Annotated in this window: 22 protein-coding genes and 2 tRNA genes; 5 read left to right on the forward strand and 19 right to left on the reverse strand. The window is 62.1% G+C overall.

What is annotated here, in order from left to right:
- Window positions 1–83: 83 nt before the first annotated feature.
- The 3 genes from acs to F3J44_RS26660 all read left to right on the forward strand — a co-directional run bounded on the left by acs (window position 84) and on the right by F3J44_RS26660 (window position 5,942).
- Window positions 84–2,018 carry an acetate--CoA ligase gene (gene acs, locus F3J44_RS26650; protein WP_167277461.1) on the forward strand — a complete coding sequence of 645 codons (1,935 nt, stop codon included), beginning with the start codon at window positions 84–86 and terminating at the stop codon, window positions 2,016–2,018.
- Window positions 2,019–2,057: 39 nt separating this feature from the next.
- Window positions 2,058–2,927, forward strand: coding sequence for an oxygenase MpaB family protein (locus F3J44_RS26655; RefSeq protein ID WP_167277463.1), 870 nt, complete (start codon window positions 2,058–2,060; stop codon window positions 2,925–2,927).
- 78 nt (window positions 2,928–3,005) lie between these two features.
- The gene (locus tag F3J44_RS26660; RefSeq protein ID WP_167277465.1) at window positions 3,006–5,942 is read left to right on the forward strand and encodes a DUF748 domain-containing protein; all 2,937 of its coding nucleotides are present in this window, start codon (window positions 3,006–3,008) and stop codon (window positions 5,940–5,942) included.
- Between the two features lie 106 nt (window positions 5,943–6,048).
- Here F3J44_RS26660 and F3J44_RS26665 read toward each other — a convergent pair whose 3' ends face one another.
- Window positions 6,049–6,462, reverse strand: coding sequence for a VOC family protein (locus F3J44_RS26665; protein WP_167277467.1), 414 nt, complete (start codon window positions 6,460–6,462; stop codon window positions 6,049–6,051).
- Between the two features lie 60 nt (window positions 6,463–6,522).
- Between F3J44_RS26665 and F3J44_RS26670 the strand changes: the two genes are divergently transcribed.
- Window positions 6,523–6,825 (forward strand): putative quinol monooxygenase, encoded by a 303-nt coding sequence (locus F3J44_RS26670; protein WP_167070138.1) that lies wholly within the window; start codon window positions 6,523–6,525, stop codon window positions 6,823–6,825.
- Window positions 6,826–6,904: 79 nt separating this feature from the next.
- Here F3J44_RS26670 and F3J44_RS26675 read toward each other — a convergent pair whose 3' ends face one another.
- The 16 genes from F3J44_RS26675 to rlmE all read right to left on the reverse strand — a co-directional run bounded on the left by F3J44_RS26675 (window position 6,905) and on the right by rlmE (window position 22,873).
- A complete protein-coding gene (locus tag F3J44_RS26675) occupies window positions 6,905–7,255 on the reverse strand; it encodes a BON domain-containing protein (protein WP_167070140.1) in 351 nt (116 codons plus the stop codon).
- Window positions 7,256–7,519: 264 nt separating this feature from the next.
- Window positions 7,520–9,625: a polyribonucleotide nucleotidyltransferase gene (gene pnp, locus F3J44_RS26680; protein WP_167070142.1), complete on the reverse strand. Its 2,106-nt coding sequence runs from the start codon at window positions 9,623–9,625 to the stop codon at window positions 7,520–7,522.
- A gap of 250 nt (window positions 9,626–9,875) precedes the next feature.
- Window positions 9,876–10,145 carry a 30S ribosomal protein S15 gene (rpsO, locus tag F3J44_RS26685; protein ID WP_003249971.1) on the reverse strand — a complete coding sequence of 90 codons (270 nt, stop codon included), beginning with the start codon at window positions 10,143–10,145 and terminating at the stop codon, window positions 9,876–9,878.
- Between the two features lie 150 nt (window positions 10,146–10,295).
- A complete protein-coding gene (gene truB, locus F3J44_RS26690; RefSeq protein WP_167277469.1) occupies window positions 10,296–11,213 on the reverse strand; it encodes a tRNA pseudouridine(55) synthase TruB in 918 nt (305 codons plus the stop codon).
- 3 nt (window positions 11,214–11,216) lie between these two features.
- A complete protein-coding gene (rbfA, locus tag F3J44_RS26695; protein WP_085677211.1) occupies window positions 11,217–11,615 on the reverse strand; it encodes a 30S ribosome-binding factor RbfA in 399 nt (132 codons plus the stop codon).
- Between the two features lie 116 nt (window positions 11,616–11,731).
- A complete protein-coding gene (gene infB / locus F3J44_RS26700) occupies window positions 11,732–14,260 on the reverse strand; it encodes a translation initiation factor IF-2 (RefSeq protein ID WP_167070146.1) in 2,529 nt (842 codons plus the stop codon).
- A 27-nt stretch (window positions 14,261–14,287) separates the two neighbouring features.
- Window positions 14,288–15,769 carry a transcription termination factor NusA gene (gene nusA, locus F3J44_RS26705; RefSeq protein ID WP_167070148.1) on the reverse strand — a complete coding sequence of 494 codons (1,482 nt, stop codon included), beginning with the start codon at window positions 15,767–15,769 and terminating at the stop codon, window positions 14,288–14,290.
- Window positions 15,770–15,828: 59 nt separating this feature from the next.
- Window positions 15,829–16,287, reverse strand: coding sequence for a ribosome maturation factor RimP (gene rimP, locus F3J44_RS26710; RefSeq protein ID WP_054885662.1), 459 nt, complete (start codon window positions 16,285–16,287; stop codon window positions 15,829–15,831).
- A gap of 130 nt (window positions 16,288–16,417) precedes the next feature.
- Window positions 16,418–16,494: transfer RNA gene (locus F3J44_RS26715), tRNA-Met, on the reverse strand.
- 100 nt (window positions 16,495–16,594) lie between these two features.
- Window positions 16,595–16,680: transfer RNA gene (locus F3J44_RS26720), tRNA-Leu, on the reverse strand.
- A gap of 21 nt (window positions 16,681–16,701) precedes the next feature.
- A complete protein-coding gene (gene secG, locus F3J44_RS26725) occupies window positions 16,702–17,097 on the reverse strand; it encodes a preprotein translocase subunit SecG (RefSeq protein ID WP_167070150.1) in 396 nt (131 codons plus the stop codon).
- 4 nt (window positions 17,098–17,101) lie between these two features.
- Window positions 17,102–17,857, reverse strand: a complete 756-nt coding sequence (gene tpiA / locus F3J44_RS26730; RefSeq protein ID WP_167070152.1) for a triose-phosphate isomerase — start codon at window positions 17,855–17,857, stop codon at window positions 17,102–17,104.
- 66 nt (window positions 17,858–17,923) lie between these two features.
- Window positions 17,924–19,264, reverse strand: a complete 1,341-nt coding sequence (glmM, locus tag F3J44_RS26735; protein WP_167070154.1) for a phosphoglucosamine mutase — start codon at window positions 19,262–19,264, stop codon at window positions 17,924–17,926.
- A gap of 16 nt (window positions 19,265–19,280) precedes the next feature.
- A complete protein-coding gene (gene folP / locus F3J44_RS26740) occupies window positions 19,281–20,132 on the reverse strand; it encodes a dihydropteroate synthase (RefSeq protein ID WP_167070156.1) in 852 nt (283 codons plus the stop codon).
- An 8-nt stretch (window positions 20,133–20,140) separates the two neighbouring features.
- Entirely contained in the window at window positions 20,141–22,054 is a 1,914-nt protein-coding gene (ftsH, locus tag F3J44_RS26745; RefSeq protein WP_240158543.1) for an ATP-dependent zinc metalloprotease FtsH, read from the reverse strand.
- Window positions 22,055–22,246: 192 nt separating this feature from the next.
- A complete protein-coding gene (gene rlmE, locus F3J44_RS26750; RefSeq protein ID WP_167070160.1) occupies window positions 22,247–22,873 on the reverse strand; it encodes a 23S rRNA (uridine(2552)-2'-O)-methyltransferase RlmE in 627 nt (208 codons plus the stop codon).
- A 102-nt stretch (window positions 22,874–22,975) separates the two neighbouring features.
- On the opposite strand from rlmE, the gene yhbY reads away from it, so the two are divergent.
- Window positions 22,976–23,284 carry a ribosome assembly RNA-binding protein YhbY gene (yhbY, locus tag F3J44_RS26755; protein ID WP_167070162.1) on the forward strand — a complete coding sequence of 103 codons (309 nt, stop codon included), beginning with the start codon at window positions 22,976–22,978 and terminating at the stop codon, window positions 23,282–23,284.
- Window positions 23,285–23,452: 168 nt separating this feature from the next.
- On the opposite strand, the gene F3J44_RS26760 is transcribed toward yhbY, so the two are convergent.
- Together F3J44_RS26760 and greA are read right to left on the reverse strand one after the other, a co-directional pair.
- Window positions 23,453–23,893, reverse strand: coding sequence for an MFS transporter (locus F3J44_RS26760; RefSeq protein ID WP_167070810.1), 441 nt, complete (start codon window positions 23,891–23,893; stop codon window positions 23,453–23,455).
- The gene (gene greA / locus F3J44_RS26765; RefSeq protein WP_027917694.1) at window positions 23,871–24,347 is read right to left on the reverse strand and encodes a transcription elongation factor GreA; all 477 of its coding nucleotides are present in this window, start codon (window positions 24,345–24,347) and stop codon (window positions 23,871–23,873) included. The genes F3J44_RS26760 and greA overlap by 23 nt, the downstream gene beginning before the upstream one ends.
- Window positions 24,348–24,349: the final 2 nt, after the last annotated feature.

A 24,349-nucleotide genomic window follows, 5' to 3' on the forward strand; every position in this document is an offset into this window, starting at 1 on the left:
TGACGGAACACGCCCCCCAGCTACACTGTCCATCGAATAGCCGCTGCTGTCCCTCGCCCCTCACAAGAGCAGGACCACCCGCCATGTTCGATCTCAAGCAGTACCCCCAAGCCCTGGCCGTGAGCCAGTCCGCCACCCTCTCCACCGACGACTACCGCCGCCTCTACCGCCAGTCGGTCGACGACCCCGATGCCTTCTGGGCCGAACAGGCCAAGCGCCTGGACTGGATCAAACCCTGGTCCAGCGTCCAGCAATGCGACCTGAACACCGGCAGCGCGCGCTGGTTCGATGGCGCCCAGCTGAACGTCAGCTACAACTGCATCGACCGCCACCTGGCCCAGCGCGGTGAACAAACCGCCCTGCTCTGGGAAGGCGACGACCCCAACGACTCGAAAGCCATCAGCTACCGAGAACTGCACCGCGAAGTCTGCCGCCTGGCCAATGCGCTGAAGGCGCGCGGCGTGAAAAAAGGCGACCGGGTGTGCATCTACATGCCGATGATTCCCGAAGCCGCCTACGCCATGCTTGCCTGCACCCGCATCGGCGCCGTGCATTCGGTGGTGTTCGGTGGCTTCTCCCCCGATGCCCTGCGCGACCGCATTCTCGACGCCGACTGCCGCACGCTGATCACCGCCGATGAAGGCGTGCGTGGTGGCAAGCGCGTACCGCTCAAGCTTAACGTCGACAAGGCCCTGGCCAGTTGCCCGGCCGTCAGCAGCGTGTTCGTGGTGCGCCGCACCGGTGCCGATGTGCCCTGGAGCGAGGGCCGCGACCTGTGGTACCACGCCGCCACCGAACAGGCCGGCGACGACTGCCCGCCCGAGCCGATGGACGCCGAAGCCCCGCTGTTCATCCTCTACACCTCCGGCAGCACCGGCAAACCCAAGGGCGTGCTGCACACCACCGGCGGCTACCTGTTGCAGGCGGCCATGACCTTCAAGGTGGTGTTCGACTACCGTGACGGCGAGGTGTTCTGGTGCACCGCCGACGTCGGCTGGGTCACCGGCCACAGCTATATCGTCTATGGTCCGCTGGCCAACGGCGCGGTTTCGCTGATGTTCGAAGGCGTGCCCAACTACCCCGACACCTCGCGCTTCTGGCAGGTGATCGACAAGCACCAGGTGAACATCTTCTACACCGCCCCCACGGCCCTGCGCGCCCTCATGCGCGAGGGCAGCGGGCCCCTGCAGGGCACCTCACGCAAGAGCCTGCGCCTGCTCGGCAGTGTTGGCGAACCCATCAACCCGGAAGCCTGGGAATGGTATTTCGAGGAAGTCGGGCAGAAGCGCTGCCCCATCATCGACACCTGGTGGCAGACCGAAACCGGCGGCATCATGCTCACCCCCCTGCCCGGCGCCGACAGGCTCAAACCCGGTTGCGCCACCCAGCCGATGTTCGGCGTGCAACCGGTGCTGCTGGACGAAAAGGGCAAGCCGATCGACGGCCCCGGTGCCGGCCTGCTGGTCATCAAGGCCAGCTGGCCCGGGCAGATCCGCAGCGTCTACGGCGACCACGCGCGCATGGTCGACACCTACTTCAAGCCCATGCCAGGCTACTACTTCACCGGCGACGGCGCCCGCCGCGATGCCGACGGCGACTACTGGATCACCGGCCGTATCGACGATGTGATCAACGTCTCCGGCCACCGTATCGGCACTGCCGAAGTGGAAAGCGCCCTGGTGCTGCATGACAGCGTGGCCGAGGCGGCCGTGGTCGGCTACCCCCACGACCTCAAGGGCCAGGGCGTGTACGCCTTCGTCACCCCGATGAACGGGGTAACGCCAGACGATGCGCTCAAGGCCGAGCTGCTGGCGCTGGTCAGCAAGGAAATCGGCAGCTTCGCCAAGCCTGAATTGATCCAATGGGCCCCGGCCTTGCCCAAGACCCGCTCGGGCAAGATCATGCGGCGTATACTGCGCAAGATCGCCTGCAACGAGCTGGACAACCTGGGCGATACCTCGACCCTGGCCGACCCGAGCGTGGTGCAGGGGTTGATCGACAAACGCCTCAATCAATAGCGCGGCCACTGCCATGGCCGCCCGCATTCGCAGGACGCCATGGAAGCCCTACGCCGCCGCATCGAAACCCAGGTCATGAGCCTTACCGGGCTGGCCCTCGGCCAGCTCGACCTCGAATCGCCCAAGGGCGACCCGGGCCTGTTCGGGCCGCACAGCGTCAGCTGGCAGGTGCATGGCGACTTCCCGAGCATGCTGGTGGGCGGCATCGGCGCCTTGCTGCTGCAGTTGTTGCACCCACTGGCCCTGGCCGGGGTCTGGGACCACTCGAACTTCCGTGAAGACCTGCTCGGCCGCTTGCGCCGCACCAGCCAGTTCATCTCCGGCACCACGTTCGGCTCCACCCGCGATGCCGAGTGGTTGCTCGACAAGGTGCGCACCATTCACCTGCAGGTAACCGGCACCGCGCCCGACGGCCGCCCCTATGCCGCCAGTGACCCCGACCTGCTGACCTGGGTGCATGTGGCCGAGGTCAGCAGCTTTCTCGCCGCCCACCGGCGCTACCGCAACCCCAGCATGAGCCGCACCGAGCAAGACGCCTACTACGCCGAAATCGCCCTGATTGCCGAGCGCCTGGGTGCCCGCGACGTGCCGCGCTCGTGCCAACAGGTGGAAGACTACCTGCAACGCATGCGCCCGCAACTGCAGTGCAGCGCCCGCAGCCTGGAGGTGGTCGGCGTTCTGCTTGCCGCCCCGGCGCCCAGCCGCCTGGCCGAGCCGGTCGGCAAGCTGATGCTCAAGGCCGGCATCGACCTGCTGCCAGACTGGGCCCAGGCCATGCTCGGCTTGCAGCAAGGGCCGCTGCAACGGCGCCTGGTGCGCCTGGGCCTGCAACGCACTGCGCCGCTGCTGCGCTGGGCCATGCGCGACGGCTCTGCACACCGTGCCAAGCGCCGCATGGGCATTGAATAAGGCCGTAGGATCGCCCCGGCGGAACCGATTTAACCTGCCATACTCCAAGCATTCCTGCTTAGACAGACGAAGCGACACATGTACAAAGGATTGATCCGCGCCCTTGGCGCCGTGCTGGCCCTGCTGGCCCTCTACAGCCTGCTTGGCTTCCTCATTCTGCCCGGTGTCGCCTTGCGTATCGCCAACCAGCAACTGGCGCAGTACGCCACCGTGCCGGCGCACCTGCAACGCATCGAACTCAACCCGTTCAGCCTGGAGCTGACACTGTGGGGCCTGCAGCTGGGCGAGCCGGGCAAGGAGCAGGTCGGCTTCGAGCGCCTGTACGCCAACCTGGCGCTCGACAGCCTGTGGAGCGGCGCCCTGCACCTGCAGGCCGTGGAGCTCGACAAGCCACGCAACGAGGTGCTGTTCGCCAAGGACGGCACGCTCAACCTGACCCAGCTGTTCAAGTTGCCGCCCAGCCAGCCCAAGGCCGACGAGCCGCCTGGCAAGCCCTTCCCCTTGCGCATCGCCAGTATCAAGCTCAACGGCGGCTACCTGCATATCGAAGACAAGCGCCCGAGCGAGCCGATCGAATTTCTTTACGACGACATGAACCTGGAGCTGAAAAACCTCAGCACCCTGCCCGACGACAACGCCGACATGACCCTGGTAGCCCAGGGCCCCAACGGCGGGCGTATCGACTGGGCCGGCACCCTGAGCCTGTCGCCAGTCGCCTCGCAGGGCACGCTCAAGGTCACCGACGGCAAGATGAAGCTGTTCTGGCCCTATGTGCGCGATGCCCTGCCGCTGGTGCTGGAAGAGGGCACCCTGAGCCTCGACACCCACTACACGATCAACCTGTCCAAGGGCACTGAGCTGCTGCTGGAAAATGCCTCGATCAAGGTGGCGCCGTTCAACCTCCAGGCCCCCGATGGCCGCCCCCTGGTGCGCCTGGCCAGCCTGCAGGTGAGCGAAACCTCCGTCGACCTGGCCAAGCAGCTCGTCACCGTCGGCAAGGTGCGCAGCGAACAGCTGGAAACCTGGGCCGCCCTGGAAAAGGATGGCCAGCTCGACTGGCAGAAGCTGTTCGCGGAGCAACCGGCCAAGGCCACGGCGAAGGAAAAGGCCGAGCCGGCCGCAGCCGAGCCCACGCCTGAAGAGCAGGCCGCCAAGCAACCGGGCAAACCCTGGCAGGTGCTGCTCAAGGATGTGCAACTGCGCAATTACCAGGTGCACCTGGCCGACCGCAGCCAGAAAGAACCGGTGGCCCTGGATCTCGGCCCGCTGAACCTCGACCTGCAAGGCTTCGACAGCCTCAACCAGTCGCCCTTCACCCTCAAGCTCGACACCGGCGTGGGCAAGCAGGGCAAGCTGCAGGCCGCAGGCCAAGTCAACCTGGCGCCGATCACCGCCCGGCTCGATGTCAGCACCCGGGACATCGACCTGCGCGTGGCCCAGGCCTACATCAGCCCGTTCATCCGCCTGGAGCTGCGCAGCGGTATGCTGGCCAGTGACCTCAAGGTCGACCTCAAGCGCGTCGACCCACTGGCGTTCAGCGTCACCGGCAAGGCCCAGGTCAACCAGCTGCACACCCTGGACACCATCAAGGACCGGGACTTCGTGAAGTGGGAACAGGTAAACGTCGACGGCCTGTCGTACGTGCATGGCGATGCCCTGTCGATCGACAAGGTGACCCTGCGCCAACCCTATGCGCGCTTCATCATCAACGAAGACCGCACCACCAACGTCGATGACCTGCTGATCCCACAACCGGCAGGCGCGCCCAGCGCTGGCAAGGCCAAACCGGCCAGTGCCGCCGCCAGCAAGCCCCTGGGTATCCACGTTGGCCAGATCGACATCAACGACGGCTCGGCCAACTTCGCCGACCTGACCCTCACCCCGAACTTCGCCACCGCCGTGCAGCAGCTCAACGGTCAGATCGGCACCCTCGACAACCGCAAGCCCGTGCCGGCCAAGGTCGATGTCAAAGGCAAGGTCGACCGCTATGCACCGGTCACCATCAAGGGTGCACTGAACCCGTTCAACCCGCTGGCCAGCCTGGACATCGCCACCAGTTTCAAGCGCGTCGAGCTCACTACCCTGACGCCCTACTCCGGCAAGTTCGCCGGGTTCCGCATCCGCAAGGGCCGGCTGAACCTCGACCTGCACTACCTGATCACCAATGGCCAATTGAAGGCCGAGAACAAGCTGGTGGTCGAGCAATTGCAACTGGGTGAAAAGGTAGACAGCCCGGATGCCGTGGACCTGCCGATTCGCCTGGCCATTGCCCTGCTCAAGGACACCGAAGGCAGGATATCCATCGAGCTTCCCGTCACCGGCGACCTCAATAACCCGCAATTCAGCGTGATGCCAATCGTCTGGCAAACCCTGCGCAACCTGGTGCTGCGCGCAGCCCAGGCACCGTTCAAGTTCATCGGCGGGCTGATTGCCGGCGGTGGCTCGCAAGACCTGGGCACCGTCGCTTTCGCGCCAGGCTCCAGCGAGCTTGGCGGTGATGCCCAGTCGACCCTGGACAAGCTTGCCGCGGCGCTCAAGGAACGCCCGGAGCTGCGCCTGGAAATCGAAGGCACCGCCGCACAAAGCAGCGACGGGCCGTTGATTGCCCAACAGCGCCTGGAGCGCGAGTATCAGGCGACCTGGTACAAGATCCTGCAGCGGCGCGGTGACAAGGTGCCGGCCAATGCCTCGATGCTGGTGGTCGATGACAGTGACAAGCCGGCGATGCTTGAGGGCATCTACCGCACTCGCCTGAAGCAGCAGCCGCCGGCCGAGTGGGAGAAACTGAGCCGCGATGAACGCACCGTCAAGCTGCGCGAGGCGGTGATCAAGTCGTGGGCCGAGAGCACACCGCTGCTGCGCACCTTGGGGCAAGAGCGGGCCAGTAGCATCAAGGATTACCTGGTGGACAAGGGCAAGCTTGAGGATGATCGGGTTTACTTTATCGATACCAGCTTGGGGCAGGCTGAGGGTGATGGGCGGGTGATTACCCCGATGCACCTGGATGCTGAGTGATTGAGTTGAACAGGTCTGGCCTCTTCGCGGGGCAAGCCCGCTCCTACAAGGATTTCAGCACACCTTTGTAGGAGCGGGCTTGCCCCGCGAAGAGGCCGCCACAGGCTTACACTAACCGCTGCCCTGAAACCGCCGGGTGATACAGCGGCTGCACCTTGTTCCCCGCCGGGTCCAGCAAATGGAAGCTGCGCGCCCCATCCCCGTGGTTGAACGGCCGGTCGAGCAAGGTCACCCCACGAGCCTTGAAGTACTGGTACCACGCCTCCAGCTCATCGACGCTGTCGACGATGAACCCGTAATGGTCCAGGGTCTGCAAGCCGTTCGCCGCCCCTACCCCACGCCCGAGCGACAGGTTGTCGTTACCGCAGGTCAGGTACACCAGGTCTTCATTGGCGCGGCTCAGCACCTCCATGCCCATGACATCCACGTAGAAACGCTCGCACTCCTCCAGGTTCGGCACCAGCAGGGCAATGTGACGCAAGCCGTTGAGGCGGCCAGGGCGGGCAGGCAATTCGGACATTGGCGAAGCTCCATTTTTGTATACAATTCATGTGAGAATGTAAAACAAAAGGATCACCCTGTGTATAGCCTGTTCATCAAGACCCGCGTCAAGCCCGGTTGCGCCGACGCCTTTCTCACCGCCATCAAGGTCAATGCTGCCGCTTCGGTGGCCACCGAACCGGGTTGCCTGGTGTTCGATGTGTCCCAGGACCGCCTCGACCCGGACGTCATCTACCTCTACGAAATTTACCGCGATGACGACGCCTATGAAGCCCACACCCAGACGGCACATTTTCGCGACAGCCGGCCGCTGGTCGAGCCGCTGGTGTTGGAGCAGGAATGCTTCGAAAGCGATGTGATCGCCCGCAACCCGGTGTACTGAGCGCACCAATGAAAAGCCCCGGCGTTCGCCGAGGCTTTTGGGAAAGGTGGCCAAATCCGTTTGGCCGACGGGACATTCCTTATTCGGCTTTCAGGCCGTCAGCAGACACAGCCTTCACGCCTTTGATTTTCTTGGTGATATCAACGGCCATCTTCTTCTGCGATTCGGTCACGGCAGTGGTCGACGACAGCGATACGACACCTTTGTTGGTTTCGACCTTGATGTCGCTACCTGGGATGCCTTTTTCGGTCAGCAGGTCAGATTTGACCTTGGTAGTGATCCAAGTGTCCGAGGTCGCTTCCTTGGCTTTGGTCACCTCACCGGCCGCCAGCGTCATCGGGGCCTGGGTGGACTGTTGGGCGAAGGCCGCATTAGCCATGGTCAGGGTCAGAGCGGTAGCAGTAGCGGCAGCAATGGCGAACTTCTTCATGTGGGTCACTCCTGTTTTTCGAAAGGTCTGCGCCGTGAGTCCTGGCGGCAGGTATGAAGGTAGTTGCATCTGCTGTGCCAGCTTTTCCGCTTCGCTTGTTTCCTTATAAATCAATGACTTAGCTACACACCATAGTTTCATGGTTCGTGCATTTTGCAACCCACGCAGAAAACCTGCATGCAAGATGCAAGTGTACAAAAGGTTCCCTTGGGCCATGAAAAAAGGGCCCTGCGAAGGGCCCTTTTCCTGTTGCTTGGCAGTCGCTTAGACGCCCGAGGCCTTGGCCGCGGCAACGTCTTTGATCGACAGCTTGATACGGCCGCGGTTGTCCACGTCCAGTACCAGCACTTCAACTTCCTGGCCTTCCTTGAGCACGTCGGTGACTTTCTCGACGCGAGCATCGCTCAGCATCGAGATGTGCACCAGGCCGTCCTTGCCAGGCAGGATATTGACGAAGGCGCCGAAGTCGACAATGCGCTCGACCTTGCCGACGTAGATCTTGCCGATCTCGGCCTCGGCGGTGATGCCCAGGATGCGCTGCTTGGCAGCATCTGCCGCTTCCTTGGTTTCGCCGAAGATCTTGATCGAGCCGTCGTCTTCGATGTCGATCGAAGCCTTGGTTTCTTCGCAGATGGCACGGATGGTGGCGCCACCTTTACCGATGACGTCACGGATCTTGTCGGTGTCGATCTTCATCGCGATCATGGTCGGGGCGTTGGCCGACAGCTCGGTACGCGACTCGCCAATGATCTGGTTCATCTGGCCGAGGATGTTCAGGCGCGCTTCCAGGGCTTGGCCCAGGGCGATTTCCATGATCTCTTCGGTGATGCCGTTGATCTTGATGTCCATCTGCAGCGCGGTAACACCCTTGGCGGTACCGGCTACCTTGAAGTCCATGTCGCCCAGGTGGTCTTCGTCACCGAGGATGTCGGTGAGGATGGCGAACTTCTCGCCTTCCTTGACCAGGCCCATGGCGATACCGGCCACTGGCGCCTTCATCGGTACACCGGCGTCCATCAGGGCCAGGGAAGCACCACAAACCGAAGCCATGGAGCTGGAACCGTTGGATTCGGTGATTTCCGACACCACGCGGATGGTGTACGGGAACACGTCGGCCGCTGGCAGCATGGCCTGCACCGAACGACGGGCCAGACGGCCGTGGCCGATTTCGCGACGGCCAGCACCGCCCATGCGGCCACACTCACCTACCGAGAACGGTGGGAAGTTGTAGTGCAGCATGAACGGGTCTTTCTTCTCGCCTTCCAGGGTGTCCAGCAGCTGGGCGTCACGGGCAGTACCCAGGGTCGCAACGACCAGGGCCTGGGTTTCGCCACGGGTGAACAGGGCCGAACCGTGGGTCTTCGGCAGCACGCCAACTTCGATGTTCAGCGGGCGTACGGTCTTGGTGTCGCGGCCGTCGATACGTGGCTTGCCGTTGACGATGTTTTCGCGAACGGTGCGGTATTCGATCTCGCCGAAGATGTCTTTGACTTCGCCAGCCGAAGGTTGGCCTTCTTCACCGGAGAACTTGGCAACCGCCTGGTCGCGCAGCTCGCCCAGGCGCGCATAACGGTCGGCCTTGACGGTGATGGTGTAGCCCTGGGAAACGGCTTCGCCGAATTCAGCGCGGATGGCGTTGAACAGCTCGGTGTTGGCAACGGCCGGTTTCCAGTCCCAGGTCGGCTTGCCGGCTTCGGCAGCCAGCTCTTTGACAGCCTGGATAACAGCCTGGAATTCGTCGTGGGCGAACAGCACGGCGCCCAGCATCTGGTCTTCGGTCAGCTCTTGGGCTTCCGATTCAACCATCAGTACGGCGTCGGAAGTACCGGCTACGACCATGTCCAGGCTCGAAGCAGCCAGTTGCTCGTAGGTTGGGTTCAGCAGGTAGCCGGTGCTTTCGTGGAAGGCAACGCGAGCGGCACCGATCGGGCCTTCGAACGGAATGCCGGAGATGGCCAGGGCAGCCGAAGTACCGATCATCGCGGCGATGTCCGGGTCGGTCTTCTTGCTGGTGGAAACCACGGTGCAGACAACCTGCACTTCGTTCATGAAGCCTTCAGGGAACAGCGGACGGATCGGGCGGTCGATCAGGCGCGAGGTCAGGGTCTCTTTCTCGGAAGGACGGCCTTCACGCTTGAAGAAGCCACCTGGGATCTTGCCCGCGGCGTAGGTTTTTTCCTGATAGTGGACCGACAGCGGGAAGAAGCCCTTGCCCGGGTCTGCCTGCTTGGCACCGACCACGGTCACCAGCACGGTGACGTCGTTGTCGACGGTAACCAGCACGGCGCCGGTTGCCTGACGGGCAATACGGCCCGTTTCGAGAGTAACGGTCGATTGACCGAACTGGAATTTCTTGATTACCGGGTTCACGGTTTCCTACCTTTTTCAGTGGCTCTGGGGGAACTGGTTTCTTGCGAATTCTTGGGCAGAACGGGGAATCGGCCCCATTGACCGTCCAGATACAACACGAGGTTGGGAGCCTGGCGCCGAGCGGAAAAAACCGCTCGGCATTGCCAGGCTGCCAACCTCGAAGATACGCGTGGCGTGCCCGACGACAATGCTGCGAAGCAGCATAGCCGAAGCTTGCGACACGCCATGCACACCACTGACCAGGCCGCTATTAGCGACGCAGGCCCAGGCGACCGATCAGGGCGCTGTAACGAGTGGTGTCTTTGCCCTTCAGGTAGTCCAGCAGCTTACGACGCTGGTTAACCATACGAATCAGACCACGACGGGAGTGGTGGTCTTTGTCGTTGGCCTTGAAGTGGCCTTGCAGCTTGTTGATGTTGGCGGTCAGCAGAGCAACCTGCACTTCCGGGCTACCGGTATCGCCGGCGGCTTGCTGGTATTCGGCAACGATCTGAGCTTTTTCTTCAACGCTGAGGGCCATGAGGCTTCTCCTGATTAAACGGACCCCGCGAACGGGTTCCAATAGGCCAGGGACAAATCCCTGTATTAATAAAATGAGGTGTGACCGTGCCTACTGACAGCCATCCTCGGTGCCACCGGTTTCAGCCAAGGCCTGGGCCGGTGGTTTCGGTCATTCCGACCGAATCAGTCGACGCGGCGCAATGCGCCCGTCTTCGCTCACTTCACCGATACCGATGAAGCGGCCATTGTGATCCTGTACGCGGACCATGCCAAACTGAGGTGCCTCCGGCGCACGCACCGCCTGGCCATGCAGCCAGTAGAAAGCGCTGTGCTCGGACAGGCACACCAGTGGCCAGTCCTGCAGCCCGCTGTCGGACGGCATCAGGAAGCGATCGAGCGCTTCGTTGCCACCTTCGACATGGGCCTGCTCAAGTTCCTCAAGGGTAACCGTCTGTGCCAGCGCGAAGGGCCCAGCCTGGGTCCTGCGCAGCTCGGCGACATAGGCGCCGCAGCCCAGGGCCTCGCCCATATCCTCCACCAGGGTGCGGATATAGGTGCCTTTGCTGCAACCCACCGACAGTCGTGCACGGGTGCCTTCGCACTCAAGCAACTCCAAGCGGCCAATAGTAACAGAACGCGCCTCGCGCTCCACTACCTCTCCTGCACGCGCCAGTTTGTACAGCGGCTGGCCGTCGCGCTTGAGCGCCGAGTACATCGGCGGTACTTGAAGGATTTCACCGCGAAAACGTGGGATAACGGCTTCGATATCGGCACGACCAACGGTTACTTCGCGGGTCTGCAGCACTTCACCTTCAGCGTCCGCCGTGGTGGTAGTCTGCCCCATCTGCATGACCGTCTCGTAGCCCTTGTCGGAATCGAGCAGGTACTGCGAGAACTTGGTCGCTTCACCGAAGCACAGCGGCAGCACGCCGGTGGCCAGCGGGTCGAGGCTGCCGGTGTGGCCGGCCTTCTCGGCATTGAGCAGCCAGCGAACCTTCTGCAGCGCAGCGTTGGAGGTGAAGCCCAGCGGCTTGTCGAGCAGGATGATGCCGCTGACGTTGCGGCGGATACGTTTGACCTGGGCCACCACTTACTCCTTGGCGTCCGGCTCGTCGGCATCCTTGTGCAGGCGGTCTTCGGCCACTGCACGTTCGATCAGTGCCGACAGGTGAACACCACGGCTGACACTTTCATCGAAGTGGAAGTGCAACTGCGGCACGCTGCGCAGCTGCATCGAGCGGCCCAGGTGCAGGCGCAGGAAGCTTGCGGCGCTGTTCAGGGCCTTGAGCGACTGTTGCACGGCGTCTGGCGTTTCTTCGCCCATCACGGTGATGAACACCTTGGCGTGGCCAAGGTCGCGGCTGACGTCGACGGCGGTGATGGTCACCAGGCCGACGCGCGGGTCTTTGACTTCACGGCGGATCAGCTCGGCCAGCTCACGCTGCATCTGATCGCCGATACGTTGGGTACGGCTGTATTCTTTGGCCATTCTTGCTACCTGTAACTTAAAGCGGCAAACGCCCGGTCAGGCTGATGCCTGACCGGGCGCTACCTACTGAGGCGCTGCCCACCGCCCTGCGGCGGGGGCTGGCGCCCTGCCCGCCCTTAGAGGGTACGAGCAACCTGGACTTTCTCGAAGACTTCGATCTTGTCGCCGACCTTGACGTCGTTGTAGCTCTTGACGCCAATACCGCACTCCATGCCCGAACGCACTTCCGAGGCGTCGTCCTTGAAGCGACGCAGCGATTCCAGCTCGCCTTCGAAGATCACAACGTCTTCGCGCAGTACGCGGATCGGACGGTTGCGGTACACGGTACCTTCGATGACCATACAGCCAGCGATGGCGCCGAACTTCGGCGAACGGAACACATCACGCACTTCGGCGACACCCAGGATGTTCTCGCGAACGTCGCTGCCGAGCATGCCGGTCAGGGCCTTCTTGACGTCTTCGATGATGTCGTAGATCACGTTGTAGTAACGCATATCCAGACCTTCCTGCTCGACGATCTTGCGCGCGCCGGCATCGGCACGCACGTTGAAGCCGAACAGTACTGCATTCGAAGCCAGCGCCAGGTTGGCGTCGCTTTCGGTGATACCACCGACGCCGCCACCGATGACGCGAACCTGAACTTCGTCGTTGCCCAGGCCGCCCAGGGAACCCTGCAGTGCTTCCAGGGAACCGCGCACGTCGGTCTTGAGGACGATGTTGAGGGTCTTCTTCTCTTCCTGACCCATGGTCTCGAAGATGTTTTCCAGCTTGCCGGCGTGAGCACGGGCCAGCTTGACCTCGCGGTACTTGCCTTGACGGAACAGGGCAACTTCGCGGGCTTTCTTCTCGTCGGCCACCACGGACAGCTCGTCACCGGCTTCCGGGGTACCGTCCAGGCCAAGGATCTCGACCGGGATCGACGGGCCGGCTTCCTTCACAGGCTTGCCGTTCTCGTCGAGCATGGCGCGAACGCGGCCATAGTTGGAACCGCACAGGACCATGTCGCCCTGACGCAGGGTACCGTCCTGAACCAGGATGGTGGCCACTGGGCCACGGCCCTTGTCCAGGCGCGATTCAACCACGACGCCACGACCAGGCGCGGTCGGGGTGGCGGTCAGTTCGAGGATCTCGGCTTGCAGCAGAACGGCTTCAAGCAGCTCGTCGACACCGGTACCCATCTTCGCCGACACCTTGACGAACGGCGTGTCACCACCCCAGTCCTCGGAGGTGACGCCTTCGACGGCCAGCTCGTTGCGGATGCGATCGAGGTCGGCACCCGGCTTGTCGATCTTGTTTACTGCAACCACCAGCGGAACGCCAGCTGCCTTGGCATGCTGAACAGCTTCACGGGTTTGCGGCATCACACCGTCGTCCGCCGCCACCACCAGGATGACGATGTCGGTGGCCTTGGCACCACGGGCACGCATCGCGGTGAACGCGGCGTGGCCTGGGGTATCGAGGAAGGTGACCATGCCGCGGTCGGTTTCCACGTGGTAGGCACCGATGTGCTGGGTGATACCACCGGCTTCGCCAGCGGCAACCTTGGCACGACGGATGTAGTCGAGCAGCGAGGTCTTACCATGGTCAACGTGACCCATGACGGTAACCACCGGTGCACGCGACTCGGTCTGGCCTTCGAACTTCAACGATTCGGCCAGGGAGTCTTCCAGGGCGGTGTCGCTGACCAGGGTGACCTTGTGGCCCAGCTCTTCGGCGATCAGCTGAGCGGTTTCCTGGTCGAGCACCTGGTTGATGGTGACCGGAGTGCCCATCTTGAACATGAACTTGACGACTTCAGCGGCCTTGACCGACATCTGCTGGGCAAGTTCGGAGACGGTGATCGTCTCGCCGATGGTCACGTCACGGATGACGGGGCCAGTCGGGTTCTGGAAGCCGTGCTGGTTGCGCTTCTTCAGCTTGCTCTTGCCACCACGGCCACGACGAGCGCCATCGCTCTCTTCGTCGGTGGTGCGTGGAGCGGCACGTGGAGTCGGCGCTTTTTCCTTCTCCTTGACCTTGACCTTGATCGAAACGCGTGGCGCTTCACCACGACGACGGTCGTCGTCACGGGTGCGGCCTTCGTTGCGACGGGCTTCGTCTTTCTTGCGCTCGGCGGCACGGGCAGCGGCGTCTTCGGACGCCGGGGCGTCGGCAACTACCGGAGCCGGGGCAGCGGCAGGCGCGGCTTCTGGCTTGGCGGCAGGCGCCGGGGCAGCAGCAACGGCTTCGGCTGCCTGACGGCGAGCCTGCTCTTCGTTGCGCTGACGCACTTCGGCCTCGACCTTGTCGCGGGCGGCATTTTCGGCCGCGCGGCGCTCGTCCTGCTCACGCTTCTGCTCAGCCTGGATTTCTTCCGGGCTGCGCTGAACGAAAACCTTCTTCTTGCGTACTTCTACGCTGATGCTCTTGCTACCGGCGACACGCAGGGTGCTGGTGGTCTTGCGCTGCAAGGTAATCTTGCGCGGCTCTTCCGCCTTGCTCTTGTGGCTGCTCTTCAAATGAGACAGCAGGGTCTGCTTCTCATTGTCGGTCACTACCTGACCGGCGTCGGTGTGCGGCAGACCTGCCTCACGCATCTGCTGCAGCAGGCGCTCTACCGGTGCCTCGACCTCTTGGGCCAGTTCTTTCACCGTGACTTGCGTCATGCACTTCTCTCCTCAGGCCGCGCCTAATTACTCGAACCAGTGGGCTCGGGCGGCCATGATCAACTTGCCGGCACGCTCTTCGTCGATGCCGTCGATGTCGAGCAGGTCGTCAATCGACTGCTCGGCCAGGTCTTCGCGGTTAACCACGCCGCGCACCGCCAGTTCCGCTGCCAGGTCCTTGTCCATGCCCTCAAGGGAGAGCAGGTCGTCGGACGGATGGGCGTCTGCCAGTTTTTCTTCGGTAGCGATGGCCTTGGTCAACAAACGGTCCTTGGCACGAGCGCGCAGCTCATTGACGATATCCTCGTCAAAGCCATCGATGTTGAGCATTTCTTCCAACGGTACGTAGGCAATTTCTTCGAGGCTGGTGAAGCCTTCGTCGACCAGCACTTGGGCCAGCTCCTCGTCGACTTCCAGTTCCTCGATGAAGTTGCGCAGGATGTCGCCGGTTTCAGCCTGTTGCTTGGCCTGGATGTCCTTCTCGGTCATCACGTTCAGGGTCCAGCCGGTCAGTTGACTGGCCAAACGAACGTTCTGACCGCCACGGCCAATGGCCTGGGCCAGGTTGTCCTCGGCAACGGCGATGTCCATGGCATGGGCATCTTCGTCAACGATGATCGCCGCGACTTCAGCCGGCGACATGGCGTTGATGACGAACTGCGCCGGGTTCTCGTCCCACAGGACGATATCCACACGCTCACCACCCAGCTCGCCGGATACGGCTTGGACACGCGAACCGCGCATGCCGATGCAGGCACCTTGCGGGTCGATGCGCTTGTCCTTGGAGCGGACGGCGATCTTGGCACGCGAACCCGGATCACGGGAGGCGGCCATGACTTCGATGAGGCCTTCGGCGATTTCCGGCACTTCGATGCGGAACAGCTCGATCAGCATCTGTGGCGCAGTGCGCGACAGGATCAGCTGTGGGCCGCGGTTCTCGGTGCGGATTTCCTTGAGCAGCGCGCGCAGGCGCACGCCAACACGGAAGGTCTCACGTGGAATGATGTCTTCGCGGGCCAGCAGGGCCTCAGCGTTGTTGCCCAGGTCAACGATGACGTTGTCGCGGGTAACTTTCTTGACGGTGCCGGAGATGATCTCGTTGACCCGCTCGCGGTAGGCGTCGACCACCTGGGCGCGCTCGGCCTCACGGACCTTCTGCACGATGACCTGCTTGGCGGTCTGGGCGGCGATACGGCCGAACTCGATGGACTCGATCTTCTCCTCGATCACGTCGCCGATCTTGGCTTCGGGATGGGTGTCCTTGATCTTGTCCAGCCAGGTTTCGATCGCTGGGTCGTCCAGGTCGTTTTCGTCGACCACGGTCCAGCGACGGAAGGTTTCATAGCTACCGGTGTGGCGGTTGATTTCCACACGCAGGTCGACTTCGTCCTCAAAACGTTTTTTGGTTGCAGTAGCCAGGGCCACTTCCAGCGCTTCGAAAATGACGCCGGGCGGTACACCTTTTTCGTTGGATACCGATTCAACAACCAGCAGTACTTCTTTGCTCATCGTACGCCTCGCCTTGCGCAAGCCATTGGGCCCGGATAGTCCGCCGGGCCCGGCACGTCTCAGTCAAAACTGGGAATAATATTGGCCTTGTCGATCGAGTCGATCGGCAGCAGGAACTCCTGGTTGTCCACCTGGACCACCACGTCCTGATCCTCCACACCGCGGAGAAGGCCCTGGAAGTTACGACGACCCTCGAAGGGTGAACGCAGCTTGATCTTCACTTGTTCGCCGGCATGCGAGGCAAACTGTTCCAGAGTGAACAGTGGGCGATCCATGCCTGGAGAGGAGACCTCAAGGGTGTATTCGCTGCTGATCGGATCTTCCACATCGAGGATCGCGCTGGCCTGACGGCTGACCGCTTCGCAGTCGTCCACCAGGATCCCGTCTTCCTTGTCGATATAGATGCGCAGTACCGAATGCTTACCCTGGGATACGAACTCGATCCCCCAGCACTGATAGCCCAGACCCTCGACCACCGGGGCCAACAAGGCCTGCAACTGTTCTAGCTTGCTCGACACCTGAACCCCCTCGTGCATGCTGTGCAAATAAAAAATGGGCGAAGCGCCCATCCCTGAAAGCGCCGTTGGACAACGACGCCGTAAACTGTTCGGCTAGCAAAAAGCCCCTGAAAAGGGGCTCTGCTGGAGCTGGTTGCGGGGGCTGGATTTGAACCAACGACCTTCGGGTTATGAGCCCGACGAGCTACCAAGCTGCTCCACCCCGCGACAAAGCTGGGGCGAAAGTATAAGTCTTAACCCGCTTGAGGGTCAAACCCAAACCTTCACCTGCAAGAAAGCCCGCTAAAGCGGGCTCTCAAGCTTCAATTGGTACCGAGAAGGGGACTCGAACCCCTACACCCTATGGGCACAACCACCTCAAGGTTGCGTGTCTACCAATTCCACCACCTCGGCAATACTACTACTTGAAACCCGTTACTTCTGCTCTTCGGCCGGAGGAGGTACATCACCTTTGCTGGTGGTGTCGCTCTTCTGTTCCTGGAGCACCGGTACATCATCATTAACTGCCGGCTTTGGCTGCTCTTTCACTTCTAGCACTGCTGGATCCGGAAGACCTGCTTGGCTAAGCTGGTGAGCTTGTTGCTTCGCGAAGTATCCTAACCCAAGTGCTGTCAAAAAGAAAGTGGCAGCGAGTATTGCAGTCAATTTACTCAGGAAGGTAGCAGAGCCTTGGCTTCCGAACACAGTATTTGAAGCACCTGCGCCGAAAGATGCACCTGCTTCCGCACCTTTACCCTGTTGAAGCAGAACCAGCACTACAAGCGACAGCGCTGCCAACAGATGAAAAACAACGATAACTGTTTCCAGCATTTGTTCAGTTTCCTGCGGCGCGACAAATTGCACCGAATTCGTCTGCGTTCAGGGACGCTCCACCAATGAGCCCCCCATCGATATCCGGCATGCCGAACAGTTCGGCCGCATTGGCCGCCTTCACGCTGCCGCCGTAGAGAAGCTGCACGCTTGCGGCAACTTCGGCGTCTTCGGCCGCCAACTGTGCGCGGATGGCTGCATGCACATCCTGAGCTTGTTGAGGCGAAGCCGTCAAACCTGTGCCAATGGCCCAAACCGGCTCATAAGCAATTACAGCCTTGGCAAAAGCCTTAACACCGAACGCGTCGATGATACTGCTTAGTTGACTCCCGACAACTTCGAGGGTCTTGCCTGCCTCGCGCTCTTCAAGGGTTTCCCCTACGCAGAGCACCGGCATTAAACCACTAAGTTGAGCCGCTGCAAACTTCTCTTTCAGCACTTCTTCACTTTCGCCGATGATCTGGCGACGTTCCGAGTGACCGATCAGTACCCACTTGCAACCGGCTTCAACCAACTGACTCGGTGCAACTTCACCGGTCAGCGCGCCTTGTTCAGGCTTTACTGCAGAATTCTGTGCTCCGACAGTGATCCCCTTGCCTTGCAACCCATCAACCACTTGGTTGATGAACAGGGCCGGTGGAAACACCGCGACTTCGACACCGCTCGGCACGGACATATTGCCCAGGCCCAGGATCAGCTCAGCGACGCTGGCGCGGGTACCGTGCATCTTCCAGTTACCAGCTACCATGGGGCGACGCATGCTTTACCTCGTCGGTCAAAGTGGGCGCAGATCTTACCCAACCCGATCTGCGCTGGCAAGCCTCTTTCAGGCACAAACTTGCGCGACCAGCTTGGCCAGGGCTTCGGCGTGGGTCCGCACCTGGTTTTCGTCGTCGCCCTCGACCATCACCCGCACCAGGGGCTCGGTGCCGGACTTGCGAAGCAGCACACGCCCACGGCCCGCCATGGCCTCGGTCACCTTGGCGCTGGCCGCCTTCACTTCGGCGTGCTCCAGCGGGTCGACCTTGCTTGCGCCGAAGCGCACGTTGATCAACACCTGCGGGCACTTGCGCAGCGCCTGGCGCGATTGCGCGAGGGTTTCGCCGCGGCGCTTGAGCGCCATCAGCACCTGCAGCGCGGCAATGATCGCATCACCGGTGGTGGTGTGGTTGCAGCACACCACGTGGCCGGAGTTCTCGCCGCCTACCTGCCAGTCACGCTCAAGCAGTTCGGCCATGACGTAGCGGTCGCCGACCTTGGCCCGCACGAACGGGATATCCAGGTCCTGCAGCGCCAGTTCCAGGCCCAGGTTGCTCATCAGCGTACCCACCACGCCACCCTGCAGCTTGCCGCGCTCCTTGAGGTCACGGGCAATGATGAACAGCAGTTCGTCGCCGTCGACGATCGCCCCGGTATGGTCGACCATCAACACCCGGTCGCCGTCACCGTCGAACGCGATGCCGAGGTCGGCGTGGCCAACCAGCACCGCCGCCTGCAGCGACTCGATGTGGGTGGAGCCACAGTTTTCGTTGATGTTCAGGCCGTCGGGCTGGGCGTGCAGCACCGTTACGTCGGCGCCCAGCTCGCGGAACACACTGGGCGCAACCTTGTAGGTGGCACCGTGGGCGCAGTCGATCACCAGCTTGAGGCCTTCGAAGCTGGTGCTGCTCGGTACGCTGCTCTTGCAGAATTCGATGTAGCGGCCAGCGGCATCGTTGATGCGCGACACCTTGCCGAGCTTGCTCGAATCAACCACGGTCATCGGCTGGTCGAGCAGCTCCTCGATCATCAGCTCCACTTCGTCGGGCAGCTTGGTGCCCTGCCCCGAGAAGAACTTGATGCCGTTGTCGTCGTGCGGGTTGTGCGAAGCACTGATGACGATGCCCGCTTCGGCATGGAAGGTGCGCGTCAGGTAGGCGATGGCCGGGGTCGGCATCGGCCCGAGCAACAGCACGTCGGCACCCGCGGCCGACAGGCCGGCCTCAAGGGCAGACTCGAACATGTAGCCGGAAATGCGCGTGTCCTTGCCCACCAGCACCTGGCATTTGCCCTGCTTGCGGAACGCCATGCCCGCCGCCCAGCCCAGCTTGAGCATGAAGTCGGGGGTAATCGGGTATTCTCCGACGCGGCCACGGATGCCGTCGGTGCCAAAGTATTTTCTGCTCATAGCGACTCCAATGTGCTTATTCGGCGTTCTGTACCGCGGCAATCATGCGCACCACATCGACGGTCTCGGCCACATCATGGACGCGCAGGATACTGGCCCCCTTGGTCATGGCCAATGCCGCCAGCGCCAGGCTGCCGTACAGTCGCTCACCGACCGGACGCTCCAGCGTCAGGCCGATCATGCTCTTGCGTGAAACGCCCACCAGCAGCGGGCGGCCCAGGCGATAGAGCGCTTCCATGTGTTTGAACAGGCTCAGGTTATGCGCCAGTGTCTTGGCGAAGCCAAAGCCTGGGTCGAGCACGATGCGCTCGGCCGGAATACCCGCCGCTGCGCATGCGGCCATCCGCTGCTCAAGATAGCGCGTAACGTCGGCCGTCACATCCTCGTAATGCGGGTCGTCCTGCATGTTGCCCGGCTCGCCTCGCATGTGCATCAGGCACACCGGCAAGCCGGTGTCTGCGGCAGCATCCAGCGCGCCGTCGCGCTCCAGCGCGCGAACATCATTAATCAGACCCGCGCCAAGGCGGGCCGACTCGCGAATGACCGCCGGCGTGGAGGTATCCACCGAGATGACCACGTCGAAACGGCTGTTGATGGCCTCGACCATCGGCGCCACCCGCTCCAGCTCCTCGGTCACGCTGACCGCACGGGCACCCGGGCGGGTCGACTCGCCACCGATATCGATCAGCGTGGCGCCCGCGGCGATCATCGCCTCGGCATGGCGCAACGCCTCGTCGCGCTGGCTGAAACGGCCACCGTCGGAGAAGGAATCGGGGGTGATGTTGAGAATACCCATGACATGGGTACGGGACAAATCAAGAACCCGGTTGCCGCAAGGCAACCGGGTTGGGTACAGCTGTGAGCTCATACGTGCCCTTAGTGTTGTGCAGCCGGGCCGCCAATCGGCGATTCCGGGCGGTCGCCCTGGGTCGCGGAGTTGCCCGATGCCGAATCATCATCCCAGTCGCGCGGTTCGCGAGGGGTACGGCCGGCCATGATATCGTCGATCTGCTCGGCGTCGATGGTCTCGTACTTCATCAGGGCTTCGGCCATGGCATCGAGCTTGTCGCGGTTGTCGGTCAACAGCTGCTTGGCCGTGGCATAGCACTGGTCGATGATACTGCGCACTTCCGAGTCGATCAGCTTGGCCGTTTCGCCGGACACGCTGGCGTGCTGGCTGGCCGCGCTACGGCCGAGGAACACCTCGCCCTCCTCTTCGGCGTACATCAGCGGGCCGAGTTTTTCCGACAGGCCCCACTTGGTGACCATGTTCCGGGCGATTTGGCTGGCACGCATGATGTCGTTGGAGGCACCGGTGGTGACACCGTCGAAGCCCAGGGTCATTTCCTCGGCGATACGGCCGCCGTACAGCGAGCAGATCTGGCTGATCAGCGCGCGCTTGGACAGGCTGTAACGGTCTTCCTCGGGCAGGAACATGGTCACACCCAGGGCACGGCCACGGGGAATGATCGACACCTTGTACACCGGGTCGTGCTCGGGCACCAGGCGGCCAACGATGGCGTGGCCGGCTTCGTGGTACGCGGTGTTCTGCTTTTCTTTCTCGGACATGACCATGGTCTTGCGCTCGGCGCCCATCATGATCTTGTCCTTGGCCAGTTCGAACTCTTTCATCTCGACCAGGCGCTTGTTGGAGCGTGCGGCGAACAACGAAGCTTCGTTGACCAGGTTGGCAAGGTCGGCACCGGAGAAGCCTGGGGTACCACGGGCAATGACCGCCGGGTTGACGTTGTCGCCCACCGGTACTTTGCGCATGTGCACCTTGAGGATCTGCTCACGGCCACGGATGTCCGGCAGGCCGACAACCACCTGGCGGTCGAAGCGACCAGGGCGCAGCAGCGCCGGGTCGAGCACGTCCGGGCGGTTGGTGGCGGCAATGACGATGATGCCATCGTTCATTTCGAAGCCGTCCATCTCCACCAGCAACTGGTTGAGGGTTTGCTCACGCTCGTCGTGACCGCCGCCCATGCCGGCGCCACGGTGGCGACCAACGGCGTCGATCTCGTCGATGAAGATGATGCACGGGGCGTGCTTCTTGGCCTGTTCGAACATGTCGCGAACACGGCTGGCACCGACACCGACGAACATTTCGACGAAGTCCGAACCGGAAATGGTGAAGAACGGCACCTTGGCTTCGCCAGCGATGGCCTTGGCCAGCAGGGTTTTACCGGTACCGGGCGGGCCAACCATCAGCACGCCACGCGGGATGCGGCCCCCCAGGCGCTGGAACTTGCCCGGGTCACGCAGGAACTCGACCAGCTCGCCCACTTCTTCCTTGGCTTCGTCGCAACCGGCGACGTCGGCCAGGGTGGTCTTGACCTGGTCTTCGGAAAGCAGGCGCGCCTTGCTCTTGCCGAAGCTCATCGGCCCGCCCTTGCCACCGGCACCGCCCTGCATCTGGCGCATGAAGAACATGAACACGGCGATGATCACCAGGATCGGGAAGCTGGCGACCAGCAACTGGGTCCAGATGCTCTGCTGCTCGGGCTGCTTGCCTTCGACCACCACGTGGTTGTCGACCAGGTCGCCGATCAGGCCATTGTCGGTAATGGCCGGGCGCACGGTCTTGAAGTTGTCGCCGTCGGCGCGCTTGCCGGTAATGATGTAGCCGTCGACGGTCACCCGCTCGACCTTGCCATCCTTGACCTGCTGGATGAAGTCGGAGTAGTTGAGGGTCTGCGGCTCGTTAGGGCTGGAGAAGTTGTTCATCACCGTCACCAGGACGGCTGCGATGATCAACCACAGGATCAGATTCTTTGCCATGTCGTTCAATTCGCTACCCTCTGAGGCCGGCGCACGACGCAGCCGTGCCTCGCATGATATTCATCGCCCTAACTTACTACATTACCTACGCATCCGCAGGCACCGTCTGTAACCCTTTGTGAAAGCTAGACTACACGAAGTTCGGACGATCCAGACGGGACGGCCGATTGGAAATAACTATCGGCCACCCCGTTTTACGCCTCATACCCCTTTGAAACCCTTGCCCAGCAGGTACTGTTCACGGGAACGGTCCCGGGACGACGAAGGCTTGCGCATCTGCACCTTGTCGAACTTGCTGCGCACGTCCTTGAGGTACATGTCGAAACCTTCGCCCTGGAAAATCTTGATCAGGAAGTCCCCGCCCGGTTTGAGCACGCGGGTCGCCAGATCCAGGGCCAGCTCGCAGAGGAACATGGCTCGCGGCATGTCCACCGCAGGCGTACCACTCATATTGGGGGCCATGTCGGAAATCACAAGGTCTACGTGCGAATCGCCGACCGCCTGGAGGATTTGCTGCAGCACTTCGTCCTGGGTGAAGTCACCCTGGATGAAGGTCACGTCGGGGATCGAGTCCATTTCCAGGATGTCGGAGGCGATCAGCCGGCCCTGGCCGCCGATCAGACGACTGGTCACCTGCGACCAGCCCCCAGGGGCCGCGCCCAGGTCGATCACGCTCATGCCGGGGCGGATCAGGCGGTCCTTTTCCTGGATCTCCAGCAGTTTGTAGCTCGCACGCGAGCGGTAGCCATCCTTCTGTGCTTGTTTGACAAAAGGGTCGTTGAAATGCTCTCGCAGCCAGTTTGCGCTGCTTTTGGAACGTTGTACCACGGGGCACCTCGATGATATGCGTCGTGATTGACTGGGCGGAGCCGGTGGCCCTCGGGTAAAATGCCGGTCAATTTTACAGAATCAGACGGAAAGGGTCAGATTATGCCGCTCAATAACGAGCAGAAGAAGCAATACAAGTCCATTGGTCATGACCTGAAGCCGGTCCTGATCGTTGCCGGCAACGGTTTGAACGAAGGCGTGATCGCCGAATTGGAGCGAGCACTGGTCGACCATGAGCTGATCAAGGTCGAAATCCGCTCGGAAGACCGCGAAGAACGCGCTGCGACCATTGCCGAGCTGTGCAAGGCCGGCCGTGCCGAGCTGGTGCAGACCATCGGCAAGAAAGCGCTGATCTATCGCAAGAACCCACAGCCGAACAAGCAGCTGTCCAATATCCACCGTTACAAGTAACGGAGCGGGGCCACCACCGGCGCCCCACCTGTAGGAGCGGCCTTGTGCCGCGATGGGCTGCGCAGCAGCCCCCTGCAGTACTTGTGACGAAGCAGATGCCGGGGCCGCTTCGCAGCCCATCGCGGCACAAGGCCGCTCCTACAGGGACCGCACACGCCTTACAGCTGGCTAGCGGCGAGCCCTGATTGGCACTGGCTGGGCCACCAGCACGATGCCGGAGAAGCCCAGTACCAGGAAGCAGAACATCTGCCAGCGTTCGCCCACCGAGATGCCGTAGCGCAAGGCGTAATACCCCACGCAGGCCGCAAGGCCCAACAACAGCATCTGGCCGCGAAACTGCCGCCACCAGGCCACCAGGCCGTCCACCCTCGCCAGCACCGCCAGCTGAGTCAACAAACCCAGCAGCGCCACGCCGATCAACCAACGGTCGATCTGCCCGGCGATGTCCTGCACCAGCAAGGGTGCCAGGCCACTGACCTTCAGCGCCGGCACCAGCCCCACATGGAACACCCACAGGCCACCGACCCAGAAAACCTGAGCCAGTTGCCAGAGGATCCCTTCCAGGGATGGCGCCCGCAGGCGCCGATCAGATGTGTTTGACTTCGACAATCTCGTACTCGACCGTACCGCTCGGCGTTTTCACCACCACGGTGTCACCTTCTTCCTTGCCAATGATGGCACGGGCGATAGGTGCGCTGCTCGAAAGCTTGCCTTGTTTCACGTCAGCTTCATCTTCGCCGACGATCTGGTAGGTCACCTCGTCATCGGTTTCGGTGTTGGCCAGCACCACGGTGGTGCCGAAAATCACCTTGCCAGTGTGGGCGATGGTGGTGACGTCGATCACCACCGAGTTCTGCAGACGGCCTTCGATATCGCGGATCCGCGCCTCGACCATGCCCTGCTCTTCACGGGCAGCATGGTATTCGGCGTTTTCCTTGAGGTCGCCCAGCTCACGCGCTTCACCAATGGCTTGGCTCAGGCGCGGGCGCTCGGTCTTGCTCAGGAAGGTCAGCTCCTCTTCCAGGGCGCGAGCGCCCTGGACGGTCATCGGGTACTTGGTCATGC

The sequence above is a fragment of the Pantoea sp. Tr-811 genome, from assembly GCF_011752535.1.
GTDB lineage: Bacteria > Pseudomonadota > Gammaproteobacteria > Pseudomonadales > Pseudomonadaceae > Aquipseudomonas.

What these genes read in the sequence shown, in the direction of transcription:
- acs (WP_167277461.1), top strand. Translation starts at nt 84, where the DNA reads ATGTTCGATCTCAAGCAGTACCCCCAAGCCCTGGCCGTGAGCCAGTCC.
- F3J44_RS26655 (WP_167277463.1), top strand. Translation starts at nt 2,058, where the DNA reads ATGGAAGCCCTACGCCGCCGCATCGAAACCCAGGTCATGAGCCTTACC.
- F3J44_RS26660 (WP_167277465.1), top strand. Translation starts at nt 3,006, where the DNA reads ATGTACAAAGGATTGATCCGCGCCCTTGGCGCCGTGCTGGCCCTGCTG.
- F3J44_RS26665 (WP_167277467.1), bottom strand. Translation starts at nt 6,462, where the DNA reads ATGTCCGAATTGCCTGCCCGCCCTGGCCGCCTCAACGGCTTGCGTCAC.
- F3J44_RS26675 (WP_167070140.1), bottom strand. Translation starts at nt 7,255, where the DNA reads ATGAAGAAGTTCGCCATTGCTGCCGCTACTGCTACCGCTCTGACCCTG.
- rpsO (WP_003249971.1), bottom strand. Translation starts at nt 10,145, where the DNA reads ATGGCCCTCAGCGTTGAAGAAAAAGCTCAGATCGTTGCCGAATACCAG.
- rbfA (WP_085677211.1), bottom strand. Translation starts at nt 11,615, where the DNA reads ATGGCCAAAGAATACAGCCGTACCCAACGTATCGGCGATCAGATGCAG.
- infB (WP_167070146.1), bottom strand. Translation starts at nt 14,260, where the DNA reads ATGACGCAAGTCACGGTGAAAGAACTGGCCCAAGAGGTCGAGGCACCG.
- nusA (WP_167070148.1), bottom strand. Translation starts at nt 15,769, where the DNA reads ATGAGCAAAGAAGTACTGCTGGTTGTTGAATCGGTATCCAACGAAAAA.
- secG (WP_167070150.1), bottom strand. Translation starts at nt 17,097, where the DNA reads ATGCTGGAAACAGTTATCGTTGTTTTTCATCTGTTGGCAGCGCTGTCG.
- tpiA (WP_167070152.1), bottom strand. Translation starts at nt 17,857, where the DNA reads ATGCGTCGCCCCATGGTAGCTGGTAACTGGAAGATGCACGGTACCCGC.
- glmM (WP_167070154.1), bottom strand. Translation starts at nt 19,264, where the DNA reads ATGAGCAGAAAATACTTTGGCACCGACGGCATCCGTGGCCGCGTCGGA.
- folP (WP_167070156.1), bottom strand. Translation starts at nt 20,132, where the DNA reads ATGAGCTCACAGCTGTACCCAACCCGGTTGCCTTGCGGCAACCGGGTT.
- yhbY (WP_167070162.1), top strand. Translation starts at nt 22,976, where the DNA reads ATGCCGCTCAATAACGAGCAGAAGAAGCAATACAAGTCCATTGGTCAT.
- greA (WP_027917694.1), bottom strand. Translation starts at nt 24,347, where the DNA reads ATGACCAAGTACCCGATGACCGTCCAGGGCGCTCGCGCCCTGGAAGAG.